Here is an 18,879-nt window from a genome sequence, read left to right as displayed (position 1 = left end):
TCTATGGGGGTAAACCCGGGCGCCTGCGCCCCGGGGGGGGGCGCCCGGCGGTGGCCGACGCCATCCGGCGGGGACAACGGGCCGGGGCGATCCCGGCCCGCACCAACCCCGTCGATGCGGCCGAACGCCTCACCGCCCTGATCGAAGGGCTCAGCGAACGCTGGCTCAGCGGGTCGATGACCGTTGCCCGCGCACGAACATTGCTGCACGACGCGATCGCAAGGGAACTGGACGAACGATGAGCAGCGCCGTATCGCCGCCGGCTACCGCCCGGCGCCGGTCCGGTGCCGGTAGAGCAGCCACACGAAGTACGGGGCGCCGATGATCGCGGTCATCAGGCCGGCGGGGAGCTGGCCGGGGGCGATGACCGTGCGGCCGAGAGTGTCGGCCGCACACACCAGGATCGCGCCCAGCAGCGCCGCCACGGGCAGCATGCGGGCGTGCCGCCTGCCCACGATGGCGCGGGCCGCGTGCGGAGCCACCAGTCCGACGAACGTGATCACCCCGACGCCCGCGACCGCCGCGCCGGTCAGCAGCACGGCGCACGACAGCAGCAGCAACCGCGACGGGGCGACGGGCACGCCCAGCACCCGAGGGGTCTCCTCGTCCAGCGACAGCAGGTCCAGTTCGCTCCGCATGCGGACCAGCACGGGCACCACCAGCACCAGCATGAGCGCCATCGGCGCGAGGTGCTCGAAGGTCCGGCCGTAGGTCGAGCCGCCCAGCCAGGTCAGCGCCTTGGTTTCGTTCCACGGATCGGACAGGGCGATCAGCAGTGTCACCAAAGCCTGCGAAGCCGCGTGCACCCCGAAACCGATCAGCACTAGGCGTTCGCTAGCGAAACCTCCCCGCGCCGCCAGCGCGAACACGACGGCCATGGCCAGCGCGGCGCCCAGTCCCGCGAAACCGGCCTGTGTCCAGAAACCGACGCCGGACACCAGCGTGATCACCGCGACCGCGCCGAGCCCGGCCCCGCCGACGACACCGATCATTCCCGGCTCGGCCAGCGGGTTGCGGGCGACCGCCTGGGTGAGCGCGCCGCTCAGCGCCAGCGCCGCGCCCGCGAGCAACGCGGCCACCACGCGGGGGACCCGGTTCTCCAGCACCCCGGTGACGATCGGGCCCGCGTGCCCGCTCACCCAGTTGACGACGTCGCCCAGCAGCAGTTTCGTGTCACCCAGCAGCACCGATCCCACGGCGGCGCCCACGGTCGCGAGCACCAGCACGCCGAGGAGCGTCCGGTACCGGGCCGCGGTGACGCCGCCCCGCGCACCGGCGGCGGGCGCCTCGGCCGCCACGGCGGTGATCCGGACGTTGCGGGCCAGCACCATGAGGAAGATCGCGCCGAGAATCGTCGTCACGACACCCGTCGGCACGTCCAGCGCCTTCTGCGCGGTGGTGATCGCGCGGAGCAGCACGTCGGCGCCCAGCAGGAGTGCCGCGCCGACCGCGGCGGAGAACGGGATCAGCGCGGCGTGCCGGTGCAGGCCGGGGAGCACGGCGGCGAGCAGCCGCACCAGTGCCGGTGCGGCGAGGCCGACGAAGCCGATCGGGCCCGCCAGCGTCACCGCCGCCGCGGCCAGCAGCACGGCCAGCGCGATCGCGGTGAAACGGATCCGTCCCACGTGGACACCCAGCGTCCTGGCGTGGTCCTCGCCGAGGTAGATCAGATCGAGCCGCCGGGCCATGCCGAACAACACGACCACCGCGAGGCCGGCGACGGGGCCGAGTGTGCGGACGCCGCCCATCCCGTTCTGTCCCAGCGATCCCTCGCCCCAGGCGAACAGGCCGCGGGTTTCCTGGGAGAACAACAGCAACAGGGTCTGGGTCAGGGAGATCAGCGCCAGCGCGATCGCGGTGCCCGCCAGTACCAGCCGCACGATCCCGGTGCCGCCGGTACCGGACAGCGCGAGCACCAGCACGGCCGCGCCCAGCCCGCCCGCGAACGCGACACCGGCCGCACCGAGCAACGGCAGCGAGACGCCGAACGCCGCGACGGCGACGACGGCCAGATGCGCGCCCGCGTTGACGGCGAGCGTGTCCGGCGACGCCAGGACGTTGCGGGACACCGACTGCAGCACGGCACCGGCCACGCCGAGCGCGCCGCCGACGACCAGCGCCGCGCACAACCGGGGCAGCCGCGATTCGACGACCACCGCGGCCGCGTCGCCGGTGCCACCGCCGAACACCAGGCGCAGTACGTCCAGCGCGGTCAAGTTCGCGGTGCCCTGCGTGAGGTGCACGGCCGCGCCGACGGCGATCAGCGCGACGAGCCCGATCGCCGGCAACACCAGCCGCCCGCGCCGCCGGGCGGTGACCTCGGGCGGCCGGGTGCCGGTCAGGGTGTCCACTGTGGATTTACTTCCTGAGCGCGGCGACGGCCGCGTCGACGTACTGCTCCATGGACTTCGGCCCGCCGAACATCCACAGCGAGTCCGGGAAGCGGTGCACCTTGCCGCTCTTGACGAACGGGAGGTTCTGCCAGATCGCGTTGCCCGCCAGCTCGCGCTGGTAGGGATCGCCCTCGGCGTTGTTGGCCAGGTACCAGAACCGCACGTCGGGCAGTTTGGTCAGGCCCTCGACGTCGGCCTGCGCGAGGCCGTACTTCGCGTCGCCGTCCATCGTCCACGCTGTTTCCAGGCCGAGGCGGCGGAACACCTCGGACACCAGGGCGCCCTTGGTGAACGGCCGGATGCTGACCGAGCCGGACGTGACGTAGGCGTCGGAGAACGCGACCTTCTGCCCGGCGGCGCCCAGTTTCTCCACCTCGGCCTTGCCGGTGGCGAGTTTCTGCTCGAACCCGGACTTCAGCTGCGCGGCCCTGGCCTCGGTGCCGGTGGCCTTCGCGACCATGTCCAGTGCGGCGAACATCCCGCCGACCGGGTCCTTGGCGTCGCCGCCGCCGATGACGAGCACCGGCACCTTCGCCTCGATCTGCGCGAGCGCGCCCCCGGTCAGGCTGTCGGTGACGACGACGAGGTCCAGTCCCAGCGAACCGATCGTGTCGAGGCTCGGCTCACCGCGGGTGCCGAGGTCCTTCGGGGTGCCGTCGAGGGGTGCCGCGCTCACCCACTGGCCGTATCCCTTGATGTCGGACACCCCGGCCGGCATGACGCCGAGCGACACCAGGTGTTCGACGCCGTTCCACTCGGTGGCGGCGACACGCTTGGCGGGATGGGGAAGTTTCACTTCCTTGCCCCGCGAGTCGACGACCGAGACCGGGCCGCCGGCGGCGGCCGGGGAGGTACCGTTCGCAGGCTCCTCGGTGGTCCCGCAGGCAGCCACGAAGAACGTGGCGGCCGCGGACAGGCCGAGAAGCATTCTGGTGATCCGCATGTGTCTCCTGGTTGTTCGAGCGACCGGACGAGCGAGTCAGTGCCGCGCGGCGGCTTCGCGCACGTCGTTGAAGCGGCCCACCGCCCGGGTGTGGATGCGCCCGTCGGCCGGATCGACCGTGACGTCCACCCGGATGCCGTAGGCACGGCTGAGGTTCGCCGAGGTCAGCACGTCGGCGGGAGCGCCCTCCGCGGTGACGTGGCCGTCCTCCAGCAGGAGCACGCGATCGGCGACCGCGGCCGCCTGATCGAGGTCGTGCAACACCACGCCGACCCCGACGCCGTGCTCATCGGCGAGGTCGCGGATGACGTCGAGGATCTCCACCTGGTAGCGCAGATCGAGGAAGGTGGTCGGCTCGTCGAGCAGCAGCAGCGCGGTGTCCTGGGCCAGGCAACTCGCGAGCCACACCCGCTGCGCCTGGCCACCGGAAAGCGCTTGCACCGGCCGGTCGGCGATGGCGGACAGACCGGTCAGCGCCATCGCGCGCTCGACGGCCGCGGGGCCTTCGGGGTCGCGCCCGCCCCATCGGGAGCGGTGCGGATGCCTGCCGAACTCGACCAGCTCGCGGACGCACACCCCGCCCGGCGCGGTCCGCTGTTGGGACAGCAGCGTGATCCGCTTGGCAATGTCCTTTCCGGACAGTGCGCGCAGATCCGCGCCGTCGGCGAAGGTGATCGCACCGGCGTCCGGCAGGTGCAGCCGCGCCAGCGCACGCAGCAGCGTCGACTTCCCGCTGCCGTTGGGGCCGATCAGCGCGGTGACGGTCCCCGCGGCCAACGAGATCGACGCGGCGTGCACGACGACACTGCTACCGTAAGCGACGTCGATTTCGCGCGCGGAGACGCCGACATCGGCGCGGGGCGGGGCTGCGGACACGCGAGAACAGTAAAGCCAGGCTTACCTAACTACAAGTCTTGGTGGCGACCAGCACATTCCGCCGGCGGCTGGCGACCTTGGCACGGAAACCGGCTTCCGGCCCTGCGCCAGCCACTCACGCTGACTAGCGGAAACACGTTCAGCCCCGACGCGCACCGAGAACAAGCGCCGCGCGACGCAGGAGTTCTTCGGTGCGGTGCACGGCGGCGGTACGTTCCCGTCCGTTGACGGCCAGCGCGCGTACCACGGGGTCGTCGGGACCTCGGCGGGCGCGTAGTTCGGCCAGCCGGTCGGCGTAGGACACCGGTTTGCCGTCCGGGCTGGTGGTCATGTCGCAGAACCACAACGCGTCACGCACCGCGCCGCCTTCGTCCGGGAACAGTGCGAGTTCGTCGGAGAGCCCGAGCACATCCGCGACGGCGGCGGCGCCGGTGTGCTGCGCGACCAGGGCACAGATGCGGTCCGGCACACCGCTGACGACGAGGAATCGTGCTCCGTCCAACGGGTGGAACCCGGTGCGGGCAAGGGCGGGTGCGTAGCCGATGTCGTGCAGCCACGCCGCGGCCACCAGCACCTCACGCTCCCCCACCGGGAAAAGGGCGCCGACTTCGCGTGCCCGCCGGGCGACGCCCTGGGTATGGGCCCATCGACGCGGCAGGGCGTCGGACAGCAGGCGGTACGCCGTCAACCGGGCCCATTCCGGCAGCGAGCCGGCCGCGTTCCCGGTGGCAGGCGGCAACGACCGCCCGGCCAGGTCCAGTTGTGCGCGCACTCTCCGCTCGACGAGGACCGGAACGAACCTCAGAATCCGGGCGTGCGCGAACCGGGATCGGGCGTACTCGACCACCCGGTGTATCAGCCCTGGCGGTATCCGGTCGTGCTCGCGCGCCAGGCGCCCCTCCAACTGCTCTATCTGCTCGTCGATCTGAGCGTTCGTCAGCACGATCGATCACTCACCCAAGCCTGGTCCTTTCCGGCTACCCATCCAGTGTCGATACAGTCATGCACACCGCACAGAGGCGGAAGACCCCACCTCGAACCGGATGCTGCATATTTCTTGCCACGTAAGAAAGCGCGTGCGCACGAGGTCCGGGGCACCGGCACCCGGTGATCATTTCAACGGATGCTCCACCAGCCCCGTGCCGGTGCCCGGCTCAGGGATACCCGAGAAGCACCGGGAACAGAACCTTCTCCCCGCATGCGGGGGGAGGTTCGGCGCAGCGTGGAGCCGAGTCGCTCACCGCGTCCTGCCGGTTCGAGCCCGGACTGGCCGGGATGAAGGTAGCCGGTGACGCGGGCGCGGAGACCCTTCACGTGCGAAAGCGCGATCGTGAAACCGCGGACCGGCCGATAGCCCGCGGTGCCGTCCTTGTTCTCGCACGGGCCGGCGAGGTAGACGAACTCCTCGTCCGGGTCGAACCACAGTGCCGACCACGGTTCCGTACTGTCGGCGGCCGGCGGGCAAGCGTTCCGGTACGCCGGTTTCCGCATCACCTCGGCCAGCAGCGCGTGGAACGCCTCCAGTTCGGCGGCAGGGATCGCCAGGCTCCGGCCCGGCCACACCCGCGGCAGGCGGAACTCGGCATTCGGGCCGGCATCGCCGGATTCGTAGAGGAAAGTGACGACCCCGCCCGATATCGCGGCCGTCCAGTGCCCCATCTCCACCGTGGTGATCGTGAACATGACAAGCAGCCACCCCGATCCACGTCAGCTGATCCGCGGCACGCCGGCGCGTCCGCGGAGAATGTGTGCACGTCATGCGGCGAGACCGCCGCTGCAAGAGCGCAGAACATCGTCTGCAGCCCTCCAGTGTCCCGGAGAAGAGGCCCAGGCACCAAGTACTCGCGGTACCCGGATTGCCGATCCGGATCCGTTCGTTCGTGCCAAAACAACCAGGGATGCGGGCATCGCCGAAATCACTATAATCCAGTGGTCTAGTCCAGCCTGCCGCTGTCGCGAGGGCCGTTCCGCCGAGGAGGAATGTGCCGCCCGCGATCAGCGCGACGAGCCTTCGTCGTCACTCTCCCGTGACGGCTCGCAGGAGGAACGCGCCTGCGTTCCGCAGTCACCGAGGCACACCTCTTGGAGCTTCGCGACCTTGCCCAGCGCCTCGGCGAGGATCCGCGCCTCCTCGTCGCCGAGATACGACGAGAAGTGCTTGCGGATGCTGCTGAGGTAGACCGGCGCGGTCTCCCGCAATGCCTGCCTACCCTCCTCGGTGATGACCGCCCACGACACACGCTTGTCGTCCGGGTCGAGCCGTTTGCCCACCAGCCCGGCGCGAACCATCTCGTCGACCAGCCTGCTGACCCGGGTCCTGCTCAGGACGACCCGGTTCGCCACCTCCTGCATCCGCAGGCCGTCCTCCCCTGCCGCGTTGAGTTCGAGCAGTACGTCGTACCACGTCAGCGGGACGCGCCCAGCCCGCTGCACGTCCTGCTCGATGGCACGGACTGCGGTGTTGTGCGCGAGCAGCAACGCTCGCCACGCGTCGAGGTGATGGTCGCGGCCGGTCATCCGACCACCTTATCGGCATTGCATGCGTGCGCACACACTTGTAGGGTAGATATGTGCGTACGCACGCACTTAATTTCCCCCAGGGAGGAACACACACGATGGCCCAGGTGATCGAGCGGGACGACGTCCAGCACAAGATCGGCACGGGAGCGACCGTGGTCGAGGCGCTACCGAAGCAGTACTGGAAGGACAGCAGGCTGCCCGGCGCGCTGAACCTCCCCCACGACCAGGTGGACGCCCTCGCCCCGCGCCTGCTTCCCGACAAGGAAGCCGAAATCATCGTCTACTGCACCGGCGCGAGCTGCCCGAACTCCGGCATCGCCGCGGACCGCCTCGTGGCGCTCGGCTACTCCCGCGTCTACGCCTACAAGGCGGGCAAGGAGGACTGGGTGGGCGCCGGACTGCCGACCGAGTCCGGCGAATGACCGGCACGACGGAACAAAGAAGGAAATCAGAGATGAGTAGCGACACCGCCGCGGCGACGCGGCTCCTGGACGGCGTCGAACTGCCGGCCGCGGGCACCTGGAAGGTCGACCCCGGACACGCCGAAGTCGGCTTCGTGGGCAGGCACTTCATGCTGACGAAGGTGCGCGGCCGATTCACCGGCGTCGAATCCGTCGTGCAGATCGGCGAGCGGCCCGGCGACAGCAAAGTGACGGCCGTGATCGACATGGCCAGCGTGGACAGTGGCGACAAGGCACGCGACGACCACCTCCGCTCGGGCGACTTCTTCGACGCGTCCAACCACCCGACAGCGACGTTCGAATCGACTTCGGTGAACTGGGACGGAACGGCAGGCACAGTGATCGGCGACCTCACCATCAAAGGTGTGAGCCGTCCGGTCACGCTGGACGTGGACTATCTCGGCTACGCACGGGATCCCTGGGACAACGACCGGATTGTGTTCTCCGCCAAGGGAAAGATCAACCGGGAGAACTGGGGGCTCGGCTGGAACATGGTCCTGGACTCCGGCGGCCTGCTCGTCTCCAAGGAGATCGAACTCGTACTGGAGATCGAAGCGATCCGGGAAATCTGAGCCGTATTCGGATAACGAAACGAGCCGGCGAGCGACGGCACACTGTCCCGGTAGGACGAATACCCGGACTCCGCCGCCCGCCGGCTCCGGCGCGTCCGGAATTCTCCTCGTTTTTCGGTGCGATGCCTCGATTGCGATATCCATCCGACGAATCCGGAATCCGCCGGACAGCGGGCCGGGTGAAGCCGCCGGACACCGCCACCGAATTTGTCTGATTGCGTCAGGACCATCAATGATCACTCAATGATCGCGACGGTAATGCGACGAGGACGACCCAGCGGTGTACGAGCGGCTTCTCGGCCACGCGGCGCGGCTGACGGCCGAGCGGCAATCACCGCGGAACCCCGCTCAGCGCGAGTCACTCCGCTGTCGTGGGGTTTTTGCGTTTATTGGCATTGAAACGCGCCTTCTTCTGACGATTCCCGCACGTGTTCATGTCACACCATTTGCGGGTGCGGCTTTGGCTGGTGTCGAAGAAGGCGGCCCGGCAGGTCGGTGACGCGCACAAGGCCAGTTTTCCGTCTCGTTCGCCCGCGATGATGCTGATCGCGTCGGCGGCGATCACACCGAGGGCGTCTTCCACGCGGGAAGCCGAACTGAGCTGCCATCGCCGCTCACCGCCGGGCGTCAGGATCGCCGCGGCCCGGCCCTGAGCGCTGCGGTCGTTGATGACCCGGACAGCAGCCGCGGGGAGCGCGTCCTGGACCGCGGCCGCTGTCGCGGCGGCGTGAATCGACTCCCTCAGTTCCCGCGCGAGGTCGAGCTGGGCAGGGGTGCAGGAGTCCACGGCGAGGCCGTTCACCGCCAGCCAGTCGGCGAGCCGGTGCGGCGTGGGAATGCGCTCCACAGCGTTGCCATGACGCTCCGACAACGTCCCCGTGAAGCTGGTCGCCAGCACGGTACCGAGGCGGAAGTCGGGGAACTCGGCACGCATGGAACCACCTTAGCAGGTTGCTCGCGGGCCGGCAGAGATGTTAGAACCGTCTAAGCCGGTTCACCGATAGCAGGAGGTCTCATGTCCCGTCCGACCAGCGATGTGCAAGCGTTCGAAGCCCACGCGTCCGACGCTGACCTCGACGAGCTGCGCGCGCGATTAGCCGCGGCGCGGCTGCCGGAGGCCGAGACGGTCCCTCGCGCGGGCCCTCGCCGATGGGACCAGGGCGCTCCGCTCGCCGACCTCGTCGATGTCGTGAACTACTGGCGCACTGGGTACGACTGGCGGTCGTTCGAAGCGCGGCTCGACGGGATCGGCCAGTTCCGCACGACCATCGACGATCTGGGAATCCACTTCCTGCACCGCCGATCCCCGCGCGCGGACGCCACTCCGCTGATCCTGACGCACGGCTGGCCGGACAGCATTGTCCGGTTCGTCGACGTAATAGACGAACTGGCGGATCCGGAAGACGCAGGCACGCCGGCGTTCCACGTCGTGGTCCCGTCATTGCCGGGCTTCGGTTACAGCGACAAGCCGGCCACCACCGGGTGGGGAACCGAAAAGATCGCGGCCGCCTGGGTGGAACTGATGGAACGGCTCGGCTACAGCAGGTTCGCGGCCCACGGCGGTGACTGGGGAGGCAATATCACCACGGTGCTCGGCGGCAGGTTCCCGACGCACGTGCTCGGCATCCACAGCACGTTCGCGGAGGCGCCGCCCGGGTTGACAACCGACGGGCTGACGGCAGTCGAGCGCGAGTGGACCGAGGAAACCCGCGATTTCTGGCGTCACCGCGCGGCGTACGCGAAACAGCAGGCGACCCGGCCGCAGACCATCGGCTACTCGCTCGTCGACTCACCGGTCGGGCTTCTCGCCTGGATCCTGGACAAGTTCGCCGAGTGGTCGGACACCGAAGACAGCCCGTTCGAGACGATTTCCCTCGACCGGGTTCTCGACGACGTCACCCTGTATTGGCTGACGAGCACCGGCGCGTCGGCGGCTCGCATCTACTACGAAAGCCACAACTCGCTCGATCCCGGACTTCGGGTCGACGTCCCGTCGGCACTCACCATGTATCCCCGCGACACCGAGAAGTGCCCACGTCCCTGGGCACAGGAGCGGTACCGGCGGATCGTCCGCTGGCGGACGCCTGAAACCGGGGGACATTTCCCGTCGCTGGAGACTCCCGGGTATTTCGTCAAGGACCTGCAGGAGGGCCTCGCGGCGGTGCTGGCCGCTCATCGGTGAACGCGGTTCCGGCGCCTCGATCGGTACCATTCGCTCGGCAAGGAGGTGTGCAGTGTTGTCGAGGTTGTCGAGTCCCCTCCGCGATTTCGTCCTCACGAAGTCCGGCAATCCGGTGAACCTGCTCCACTCGGCGTCCCGGCTCTTCGGCGGGGCCGTCACCACCAGCCCCCTCGGCCCTCTCGCCGACGGTGAGCACGAGGTACGTGGTTTCGCCACCGCAGAGTTCGCCGTCGGCTACTTCGCCTCTTCGCTGGCGGTGCGGGTCGGCACGGCGCCCGGCCGGGACTCGTACTTCGTCAACCTGGGCCTGGCCGGTGAGATCTCCGCGAGCAGCGGCGGCAGGCAAGCCGTCCTCGGCCGGACGCGGGCCGGGGTGGTCAATCCGGGCGACGCCCAGGAACTGCGCCCGAACCGGCCGGGGACGAGATTCCTGGGCCTGCGGATCGACGCCGGAGTCGTCCGGCGGGAACTCGCGGCGCTCACCGGGCGCCCGGCCGGCCCCGCCGTGCGTTTCGACCTTCCGCTCGACCTGTCCGCGCCGCGGGGCAGGGCGGTGAAACTGCTGATCGGGTCGTTGATCGAGCAACTCGACTCCGGCGATCCGCTCTTCCAGCGGGAGGAACTGCAACGGAGCCAGGTGCGCTGCATCGTGACCGCGCTGCTGCTGGCCCAGTCCCACACCCATACCGCCACACTGCGCGACGTCCCCGGAACACCGCATCCCCGGGCGTTGCGCGCGGCCGTCGCCTTCGTCGAAGCCCACCTGCCGGAACCGATCTCCCTCGGCCGGATCGCGGAGGCGGCCGGGTGCAGCGCGCGGACGATCAGCAGCGCCTTCCGGGAGAAACTCGGGACCTCGCCGATGGCTTACGTCCGCGACCTCCGGCTGGACCGGATACGCCACGACATCCTGTCGACCGACGACCGGATCGGAGACATAGCGTATCGCTGGGGTGTAACCCATCTCGGCCGATTCGCGGGCGAGTACCGTTCGCGGTTCGGCGAGCTTCCGTCGGCCACCACCCGAAGGTGACCGCCCCATCCTGGTCACGCATTGGATCCGAATCACTTTCCGCGACTGGAAGTGATTCGGACGAAATGGATTGAGACGCGCGAAAGAACGGCCACAGCCAGGAATCATTCCGGCTGCGGCCGCAGGACGGGACGCCCTTAGTTGTAGCCCATTTCGCCGGGCGACACGCTGTTGTAGCCCATTTCGTCACCGTGTGCCGTGGCGGCAGTCACCGTCGTCGTGCTCTCACCGCCGACGGCGGAAACCGCCGCGGAAGTACCGAGGACACCTACTGCGAAAACGTTCAACGCGACCGCGGCGCCGACGGCGACCGCTCGATGAACCCGCATTATTCCTCCGTTGGTCAACCGTGCGACTGACTTCTTCGGGGCACGCGGATGATCGCAGGAGCACCGTAACCGGCGACCAATGGCCGATTAAGGAAAAGCCAACACCGAGCGGCGACCCGGCCTTCGCACCGAATAGGCGAACGGCTGCCGAAATGGATGTTTCCCGAACGAAAATCCCCGGTGGCCGGACAGCGGCTCGTTTGCCATGAGTACATCTCTTGTTCAGCAACTGTTTTCCTTCTATTATCGGACGTATGCGGTCGCTCACCGACGGTGCCGGGCTCCTGATCGGCCGGGACGGCGAGCTGTCCCGGCTGACCGGCTGGGTGCGCGACGTGGCCACCGGCCGGGGACGCGCCGTGCTGCTGGACGGCGAGCCGGGAATCGGCAAGTCCGCACTGGTCGGGGCCTGCTGCGCGGTCGCCAGCGCCGCGGGTTGCCAGGTGTACTGGGGCGCCTGCGACGAACTCGGCCAGGAGCTGCCCCTGCTCCCCTTGCTGGACGCCTTGCGGATCAGCACCTCCGCGCCGGATCCGCGGCGCGGCGCCATCGCCGGGCTGCTGCGCGGCGAGCGTGCCGCCGAGGTGGGCGCCGACCTGGCCGCCGCGGCCGCCGAGCAGCTGTGCGATCTCGTGGAGCAGCTGTGCCAGTCGGCGCCGGCCGTGCTCGTCGTCGACGAACTGCAATGGGCCGACCGGACGACGGTCGCGGTGTGGAGCCGGCTGGCCCGGTCGACCCGGCAGCTGCCCCTGCTGCTGATCGGCGTGCTGCGGCCGGTGCCGCGGCGCGACGATCTGTGGGCACTGCGCCGGTTCGTCGAGCCCGCCGGGCGGATGCGGCTCGGCAGGCTCGCCGACCCGGCGGTGCTCGACCTCGTGGCGGCGCTGACCGGCGGCAAGCCGGGTGACAAGCTCCAGCGGCTGGCCGACGGGGCGGCCGGGAACCCGTTGTACCTCACCGAGTTGCTCGAGGCGCTGAACAGGAGTTCATGCCTGGTCGTCGACGACGCGGGCATCGTGGAGCTGACCGGCGGACAGGCACCGGACTCGCTGCTGGCGGCGATCGCGGACCGGCTGGACTTCCTGTCCCAGGCCACGCGGACCATGCTGCGGGCGGCGGCGCTGCTCGGGGTCGGCTTCTCGGTCGCGGACCTGATGACCGTGGCGGGTTCCCCGCTGCCCGGCCTGCTGCCCTGCCTCGACGAAGCCAGGGCGGCCGGCGTGCTGGTCGAGGCGGGCGAGGACCTGGCGTTCCGGCATCCGTTGCTCCGCAAGGCCTTGTACGACGAGATGCCGGCGGCGGTGCGGGTCGCCTGGCACCGGGCCGCGGCGCGGGCGCTGGCCGAGGCCGGTGCGCCGGTCGAGCGCGTGGCCCGGCAGCTGCTGCCCGTGGTGTCCACAAAGGACAGCGCGGACCCGTTGCCGGACTGGGCGGTGCGCTGGCTGCTCGAGGTGGCCGCGCCGTTGATCGGCCAGGCGCCCGCGGTCGCGGTCGCGATCCTGCGCCGCGCGCTGCGTGACGCGCGGGCCGAGGACGCCACGACCGGTGTGTTGTCCTGCCGGCTCGCCGACGCGCTCTACCGGGTGGGCGACTTCGCCGAAGCCGAGCGGGCGGCTTGCCGCGCGATGCAGCGGGCCGCCGATCCCGATCTGTTCGTCGATCTGCACACCACGGTGACCCAGTGTCGCGCGATGACCGGCCGCTCGGCGGAATCCCTCGCCGCGCTCGCCGAAGCCGTGACCCGGCCGGGCCTGCGTGCCCGGCACCGTGCCAGGCTGCTGGTCCTCACCGCGCGCACGCACCGGGACCTCGGCGAGGTCGACACCGCCGCCCGGGTCGCCACCGCGGCGCTGGCCGAAGCGGGCGAAGATCGCTGGGCGACCGGGTGGGCACTGCACGTCCTGAGCCTGGTCGCGATGATGCGAGGCGAATGGATCGAGGCACTGCCGCTGTTCGAACGCGCGATGGCCGTGGCGCACGGCGAGCCGGCGCTGACCGAACTCCGCCTGCTGCTGCGCATCAACCAGGCGGTCACCCTCGGCGCGCTCGACCGCTACCCGGAGGCGCTCGCCGCCGCCGGGCGGGCCCGCGAACTGGCCGATCGCACCGGCAGCGTCGTGCGGCTGACGCAGGCCCAGAGCGCACTCGGGCAACTGCTGCTGGGCAGTGGCCGGTGGGACGACGCGCTGGCCGAGGTGGACGTCGTCCCGGACGACCTCAAGGATCCGAGCGTGGCCTGCTGCGACCACGGGGTCGCCGCGATCATCCACTTCCACCGCGGCGAGGCCGCCGCGGCGCGCGGGCACCTGGACAGCGCGGCCCCCTTCGCGGAACACATCGGTGACCGGGTCGTGGAATCACTGGCACAGGCCCGCAGCCTCGCCTTCGAGCAGGACGGCGCACCGGATCGGGCGCTCGCCACCCTGACCGCCGGGCTGACCGGCGAAGACGAGGGCGAGGACCTGCTCGGCGACGCCGCCCGGCTGGCCGCCGAGATCGGCGACACGGGAACCGCGACCGCGATCGAGTCACGGGTTCGCGCGATGGCCGCCGATTCCGCCGTTCCGCACCGTGGCGCCTTGGCGCTGTACTGCCGCGGCCTGGTCGAGGAGGACGCCGCGACGCTGGTACGCGCCGCCGACGGCTACCGCGACGCGGGCCGCCCGCTCCCGGCGGCCAAGGCCCTCGAAGCCGCCGCCATCGCGTTCGCCGAAACCGGAGACCGCGGCGCGGCACGGGCCGCCTTCACCCGAGCCCTCGACCTCTACACCTCGTTGGGGGCGCGATGGGACGTGGCGAGGCTGCGCGCCCGCTTCCGCGCGTTCGGCATCCGGCGCGGCCCGACGGTGAAACACCGCCACGCCACGCACGGCTGGGACAGCCTCACCCCGACCGAGGGAACCATCGCCGGGCTCGTGGTCGAAGGCCTGTCGAACCCCCAGATCGCGGCCCGGCTGTTCCTGTCCCCGCGCACCGTCGCCACGCACGTTTCGCACATCCTGACCAAGCTCGGCGCGCACTCGCGCATCGACATCGCCCGGGAAGCCGCCCACCACCAGCCGGCGTCCGGCTGAGTGCTACAGCCGGTGGCTCCCGGAGTGCCTGCCCCGGCTCCACAGCGGCACCACGTACCACCACAGCGCGAACCAGCCCAGTGCCCCGGCGGTGAACCAGACGGCGGACGCGGAGCCGACGGTGACGCTCAGGATCAGCAGCAAGGCGGAACTGATCGAGAGCATCAACAGCGTCAGCCCGAACAACGCGAACCGGCTGGACGCCAGTACCAGCTGACGCTTGAGCCGCCGCCGGAACACCAGGCGATGGAAGGCGGCAGGCGCGATCAGCAGCGCGTTGGCGGCAGCGCCGAGGACCAGCGCGCCGACGTACACGCGCCGTTCGAACTGGCTCAGCGTCGCGAACCGCGGGGTGAAGGCGACGGTCAGCAGGAACGCGAGCAACAACTGCACGCCGGTCTGCGCCACCCGCACCTCCTGCAGTATTTCCGCGTAGTTGCGGTCCAGCCGCTGGGCAGGTGTCTCCCGGCGGGCCACGGAGTTCCATTGGTCATGCGCGTCCGGTTCCTCGGCCCGCTGTGCTCGGTCGAGGTACGTGCGCTCGGTCGCCTTCGCTTTCATCCCCCGACGATGCCGGGCGCGACGAGCCGAGACATCGGTAAGCCGGCGGATGTCGGAAGGCGGGTACCTAGACCTTCAGCCAGGTGGGGCGCTTGCGCTTGGTCAGCGTGCGCCATTCGGCGGCGAACCGGTTCCGCAGCGCGGCGGCCTCGGCCTCGTCACGACCATGGATCAGGCCGAAGGTGAACGTGTTCTGGTTTTCGCCGAAACCCGCGATCGCCAGCTGCCGCAGAGCCGCCCGCTCGACCACGGTGTCCTGGTGTTCACCGAGCGTGCTCTGCGCGGCCTTGAGGTGCTTGCGCCAGACGCGCAGCTTCTTGCCGAAGACCGGCCGGACGGCGTCGGCGGCGTAACGCGCTCGCTTGGCCTTCTTGCGGACCTCGTGCAGAGCCTTTTCGAGCTCGTCACCCGTGAGTCCCCGGGTCGCGGCCTCGGCGCGACGCAGCTTGCGCGCGGCCTTGCGTACGGGTTTCCGCAACGCCTTGCGACCGGCCTTGCCCGCCGGCGGTGCCGTCTCGAGCAACTCCGCCATCGACTGCAAGAGGGCGATGTATCGCTTTCCCGCCAAGGCTTCCGTCACCCGCGCGAGACCCGATTCGGACTCACGGGCGAAGCGGCGGGTCACGTACTGGCGTAGCGGGCCGGACAGCAACCCCGGCGGAACCTCGTCCAGCCTGTCCCCGAGACGAGCCCCCGTGACTTCGGCGTCGCGTGCGGGCGCGAGTTCGGCGCCCAGCCACTTCAGCTCGGCCGTGAGGCCGGCAGCGGCCTTCGTGTCCACAAAGGACTTGAAGGTCTTGAGCGTGCTCCGCAGCTTCCGCGCCGCCACCCGCATCTGGTGCACGGAGTCCTCGGTCCCGGTCCGGACGCCGAGGTCGGCGCGGCGCAGTCGCTCGAATTGCTCACCGAGATACGCGTACACCACCCCGTGCGCGCTACGGGATCCCGCACGCCGCCGCTCCGGCACTTCGTCCCCGATCAGCCGCCGGAGTTTCGAGGGCCACCAAGCATCTTCGGCCCCGGACTTCCGCACCGCCCTGTCCAGTTCGCCGAGTAACCCGGGAGCCGCCTCCGGATCGAGTTCGACTTCCAGCTCGCGCCAGCGATCGAGCCGGAGTGTCTGCCCGCCCCCGACTTCGCCGGTGACATGATCATCCGCCAGTACCGCCAGCGTCCGGCCCTCCGCGTCGGCCAGGCGGTGGGCGAACCGGTCGGTCCGCAGCCGCGCGACCGGGCGCAGCTTCGCGTCGAGAGTGAACGCGCGCACCAGCTTCGCCATCCGGCCGGGGACCTTGGTCTTCTCGCCGAGCGGCAGGCGCAGCTCCCGGCGCGTGTCCGCGGCGAGCGGAATCTTCACGTGCCATCCGGCATCGGTCCCGCCGGTACGCCGCCGCAAGGTGATCCCGGCCCGCGCCAGCCGGAAATCGGCGGTGTCGTAGTAGACGGCGTCCAGCGTCCGCTCGACCGGCGCTTCCTGCGTACGCACCTCGCCGACGCCCGCCAGCCGCGGTATCCCGGCCTTCGCGTTCAGCTCGTACTTACGCTCACGCTCGATCTCCGACGTGCCCCTTCGCATCCCTTCCTCCCATCACTCCACGGGCTTTCCCCACGGCTACCCGGTAACCGGCGTCCGCAACCTGCTCCATCGGGGTATCAGCGCGGTTCGCCGAACCAGCGGCCGAGCGCGGCTTCCAGATCGGCCGTATCGTCGTCCGGGCCCGCGGCCCAGCAGACGTAACCGTCCGGCCGGACGAGCATCGGCTCGGCGCCGGTGCCCTGCCCCGCGCGATCCACCCGGTCCGCCCAGAGGCCGGCGATCTTGGCGAAGCTGCCGGCCGGATCGATCAGGACACCGCGCCCGGACCGCAGCAGTTCGTGCGACCGGACCCCGCCGAGGTCCAGATCGGGTGCGGGAAGGCCGACGAGCGGCCGGTCTCCGGCGCCCGGCATCGCGTAGCGGACGCCCATCCCGGACAGCATGTCGTCCAGGTGGTATTGGACGTCGCGGAGTCGCGCCATGGCCGTGAAGATCTCCCTGACGGCCGCCACGTCCGGGTCGCGGGTGCCCTCCCAGTCCATCAGCAGGCTCTGCGCCTGGACGTTGCGCAGCACGGCGGCGCCCACCGGATGGCGTTCGGCGTGGTAGGTGTCGAGCAGGTTTTCCGGTGCCCAGCCGTGCACGGCGGCACCGAGTTTCCACCCGAGGTTGAGCGCGTCCTGGATCCCGGTGTTCATGCCCTGCGCGCCGAGCGGAAGGTGGATGTGGGCGGCGTCGCCCGCCAGGAACACCCGTCCGTGCCGGTACTGCGCGACCTGCCGGGCGGCGTTGGTGATGCGGCGGGCGTAGCACAGTTCGAGCAGTTCCACCCGCGATCCGAAGACGACGCGCAGGCCGTCGCGGATCTCGTCCTCGGTGATCGGCACCTCCCTGGGCAGCGACCGGCCCGGCCCGCCGAGGACGAGCCTTCGCAGCGGCCTGCCCTGTGCGTCGGTGCCGAGCGGGAACATCGCCGCCCAGTGCCCGTCCTCGCCCCAGGTGTGCATCGGCACCTGGTCGCCGACGCTCAGCCGGACGTCCGCGGCGACCACGGTCGCCGTGCCAGGACGGCCGGGGAACTCGGCCCCCAGCAACGACCGCACCGTGCTGTGGGCACCGTCGGCGGCCACCAGATAGCGCGAGCGGACGACGCCGCCGTCCGCGAAGGTCGCGGTGACCCCGTCCTCGTCCTGGGCGATACCGGTCAGTTCGTGGTCGCGCCGGACGTGGATGCCTTGCGCGGCAAGGTGTTGTTCGAAGAACCCTTCGATCACCACCTGCGGGATCGACCGCCACGGCCGGCGATGCCTGCCCCGCGTGAGCGGGAGCTCGATCCCGGCGAAATGGGCGGTGCCCGGCGGGTGCTCTCCGGTGGCCAGCAACGGTTCCAGCAGGCCGCGCTGGTCGAACGCCTCCTGCGTGCGGGACTGCACGCCGCCTGCCCTGGACAACTCGCTGCGCCGCGGCAGCTTGTCGACCAGTACCGCCGGCACCCCCGCCACCCGCAGTTCGTTGGCCAGCGTCAGGCCGGTCGGCCCCGCGCCGGCGACGAGCACATCGGTGTCCATGGATTCTCCCCGTGGTTCGTGTCGATGAGGACAGGAGCCACGCTCGGCCCGCCGGGGCACCCCGGCCAGCAAGCGGCTTGATTGTGCCGGTATCCGACGCAGATTACGCTCGGACCGGTGGATTCCGACTACGATGAGCTGGATCGCCGGCTCGTGCACGCTCTGCAGATCGACGGACGGGCCCCGTTCAGCACTATCGCCGAGGTTCTCGGCGTGTCGGATCGCACCATCGCCCGCCGGTACACCCGGTTGCGGTCGGCCGGGGCGGTGCGGGTGCTCGGCGGCGTCGACCCGGCCGCGCTGGGCGCGGTGCTGTGGTTCCTGCGGGTGCGCTGCGCGCCCGCCGCGTCGGTCCCGGTGGCCGAGGCGCTGGCCCGGCGCCCCGACACGTCCTGGGTGAACATCACCTCCGGCGGTACCGAGATCACCTGCACGGTCCGCACCGAAAGCGCGGCCGACAGCGAGGCACTGCTGCTGGCCAAGCTCCCCCGCACCCCACGTGTGGAGGGCGTGACCGCGCACTCCGTGCTGCACGTCTTCTACGGCGGTCCCGACAGCCTGATCGCCAAGCTCGGCGCGCTGGACGAGGACGCCGTCGAGCGGCTACGCCCGCCGCCGGTGCCGGACCGGCCGGGGCCCGTTCGGCTCGACGACGGCGACCGGAAACTGCTCGCCGCCCTCGCCGCCGACGGCCGGGCCGGGTTCGAGTACCTGGCCACGGTGACCGGCGGGTCACCGACGACGGTGCGGCGCCGGGTGGGCGAGCTGGTGTGTCTTATAAACAACTGAAGCAGCCCACGACAAAGCAAGTGTTTATATAGGTGGTGGGC

Annotated in this window: 17 protein-coding genes and 1 pseudogene; 7 read left to right on the top strand and 11 right to left on the bottom strand. The window is 70.4% G+C overall.

The features are described from left to right. Positions 1-242, top strand: a 242-nt coding sequence (locus tag ACFWX1_RS08260) for a TetR family transcriptional regulator C-terminal domain-containing protein (protein WP_378385143.1), incomplete at its 5' end; no start/stop codon positions are given. A 21-nt stretch (positions 243-263) separates the two neighbouring features. Here ACFWX1_RS08260 and ACFWX1_RS08255 read toward each other — a convergent pair. The 6 genes from ACFWX1_RS08255 to ACFWX1_RS08230 form a co-directional block, all read right to left on the bottom strand. After that, a complete protein-coding gene (locus ACFWX1_RS08255; RefSeq protein WP_378385141.1) occupies positions 264-2,351 on the bottom strand; it encodes an iron ABC transporter permease in 2,088 nt (695 codons plus the stop codon). A 7-nt stretch (positions 2,352-2,358) separates the two neighbouring features. Continuing rightward, positions 2,359-3,336: an ABC transporter substrate-binding protein gene (locus ACFWX1_RS08250; RefSeq protein WP_378385139.1), complete on the bottom strand. Its 978-nt coding sequence runs from the start codon at positions 3,334-3,336 to the stop codon at positions 2,359-2,361. A gap of 36 nt (positions 3,337-3,372) precedes the next feature. Then, entirely contained in the window at positions 3,373-4,212 is an 840-nt protein-coding gene (locus ACFWX1_RS08245) for an ABC transporter ATP-binding protein (RefSeq protein ID WP_378385137.1), read from the bottom strand. A gap of 139 nt (positions 4,213-4,351) precedes the next feature. Further along, a complete protein-coding gene (locus tag ACFWX1_RS08240) occupies positions 4,352-5,155 on the bottom strand; it encodes a three-helix bundle dimerization domain-containing protein (RefSeq protein WP_378385135.1) in 804 nt (267 codons plus the stop codon). A 173-nt stretch (positions 5,156-5,328) separates the two neighbouring features. Beyond that, positions 5,329-5,895: a hypothetical protein gene (locus ACFWX1_RS08235; protein WP_378385133.1), complete on the bottom strand. Its 567-nt coding sequence runs from the start codon at positions 5,893-5,895 to the stop codon at positions 5,329-5,331. Positions 5,896-6,207: 312 nt separating this feature from the next. After that, positions 6,208-6,729 carry a MarR family winged helix-turn-helix transcriptional regulator gene (locus ACFWX1_RS08230; protein ID WP_378385131.1) on the bottom strand — a complete coding sequence of 174 codons (522 nt, stop codon included), beginning with the start codon at positions 6,727-6,729 and terminating at the stop codon, positions 6,208-6,210. Between the two features lie 98 nt (positions 6,730-6,827). On the opposite strand from ACFWX1_RS08230, the gene ACFWX1_RS08225 reads away from it, so the two are divergent. Then, positions 6,828-7,154 (top strand): rhodanese-like domain-containing protein, encoded by a 327-nt coding sequence (locus ACFWX1_RS08225; protein ID WP_378385129.1) that lies wholly within the window; start codon positions 6,828-6,830, stop codon positions 7,152-7,154. Positions 7,155-7,186: 32 nt separating this feature from the next. Continuing rightward, positions 7,187-7,765: a YceI family protein gene (locus ACFWX1_RS08220; RefSeq protein ID WP_378385127.1), complete on the top strand. Its 579-nt coding sequence runs from the start codon at positions 7,187-7,189 to the stop codon at positions 7,763-7,765. 358 nt (positions 7,766-8,123) lie between these two features. Here the strand turns inward: ACFWX1_RS08220 and ACFWX1_RS08215 are convergent, their stop codons facing one another. Continuing rightward, positions 8,124-8,699, bottom strand: a complete 576-nt coding sequence (locus ACFWX1_RS08215; protein WP_378385125.1) for a CGNR zinc finger domain-containing protein — start codon at positions 8,697-8,699, stop codon at positions 8,124-8,126. An 81-nt stretch (positions 8,700-8,780) separates the two neighbouring features. On the opposite strand from ACFWX1_RS08215, the gene ACFWX1_RS08210 reads away from it, so the two are divergent. Next, positions 8,781-9,947, top strand: coding sequence for an epoxide hydrolase family protein (locus ACFWX1_RS08210; RefSeq protein ID WP_378385123.1), 1,167 nt, complete (start codon positions 8,781-8,783; stop codon positions 9,945-9,947). A gap of 52 nt (positions 9,948-9,999) precedes the next feature. After that, entirely contained in the window at positions 10,000-10,980 is a 981-nt protein-coding gene (locus ACFWX1_RS08205) for an AraC family transcriptional regulator (RefSeq protein ID WP_378385121.1), read from the top strand. Between the two features lie 137 nt (positions 10,981-11,117). On the opposite strand, the gene ACFWX1_RS08200 is transcribed toward ACFWX1_RS08205, so the two are convergent. Beyond that, positions 11,118-11,309: a hypothetical protein gene (locus tag ACFWX1_RS08200; protein ID WP_378385119.1), complete on the bottom strand. Its 192-nt coding sequence runs from the start codon at positions 11,307-11,309 to the stop codon at positions 11,118-11,120. A 254-nt stretch (positions 11,310-11,563) separates the two neighbouring features. On the opposite strand from ACFWX1_RS08200, the gene ACFWX1_RS08195 reads away from it, so the two are divergent. Next, a complete protein-coding gene (locus ACFWX1_RS08195) occupies positions 11,564-14,383 on the top strand; it encodes an AAA family ATPase (RefSeq protein WP_378385117.1) in 2,820 nt (939 codons plus the stop codon). 3 nt (positions 14,384-14,386) lie between these two features. On the opposite strand, the gene ACFWX1_RS08190 is transcribed toward ACFWX1_RS08195, so the two are convergent. The 3 genes from ACFWX1_RS08190 to ACFWX1_RS08180 all read right to left on the bottom strand — a co-directional run bounded on the left by ACFWX1_RS08190 (position 14,387) and on the right by ACFWX1_RS08180 (position 18,049). After that, positions 14,387-14,944, bottom strand: a complete 558-nt coding sequence (locus ACFWX1_RS08190; RefSeq protein ID WP_378385115.1) for a DUF6328 family protein — start codon at positions 14,942-14,944, stop codon at positions 14,387-14,389. 67 nt (positions 14,945-15,011) lie between these two features. Then, positions 15,012-16,520 (bottom strand): CHAD domain-containing protein, encoded by a 1,509-nt coding sequence (locus tag ACFWX1_RS08185; protein ID WP_378385113.1) that lies wholly within the window; start codon positions 16,518-16,520, stop codon positions 15,012-15,014. A gap of 77 nt (positions 16,521-16,597) precedes the next feature. Beyond that, entirely contained in the window at positions 16,598-18,049 is a 1,452-nt protein-coding gene (locus ACFWX1_RS08180) for an FAD-dependent monooxygenase (RefSeq protein ID WP_378385111.1), read from the bottom strand. Positions 18,050-18,166: 117 nt separating this feature from the next. Here ACFWX1_RS08180 and ACFWX1_RS08175 point away from each other — a divergent pair. After that, positions 18,167-18,808 (top strand): annotated as a pseudogene (locus ACFWX1_RS08175) (AsnC family transcriptional regulator); the annotation flags it as partial. Between the last annotated feature and the right edge of the window lie 71 nt (positions 18,809-18,879).

It is taken from the genome of Amycolatopsis sp. NPDC059021, from assembly GCF_042739895.1.
Lineage (GTDB): Bacteria > Actinomycetota > Actinomycetes > Mycobacteriales > Pseudonocardiaceae > Amycolatopsis.
This window is presented reverse-complemented; position numbering and strand designations above follow the sequence as displayed.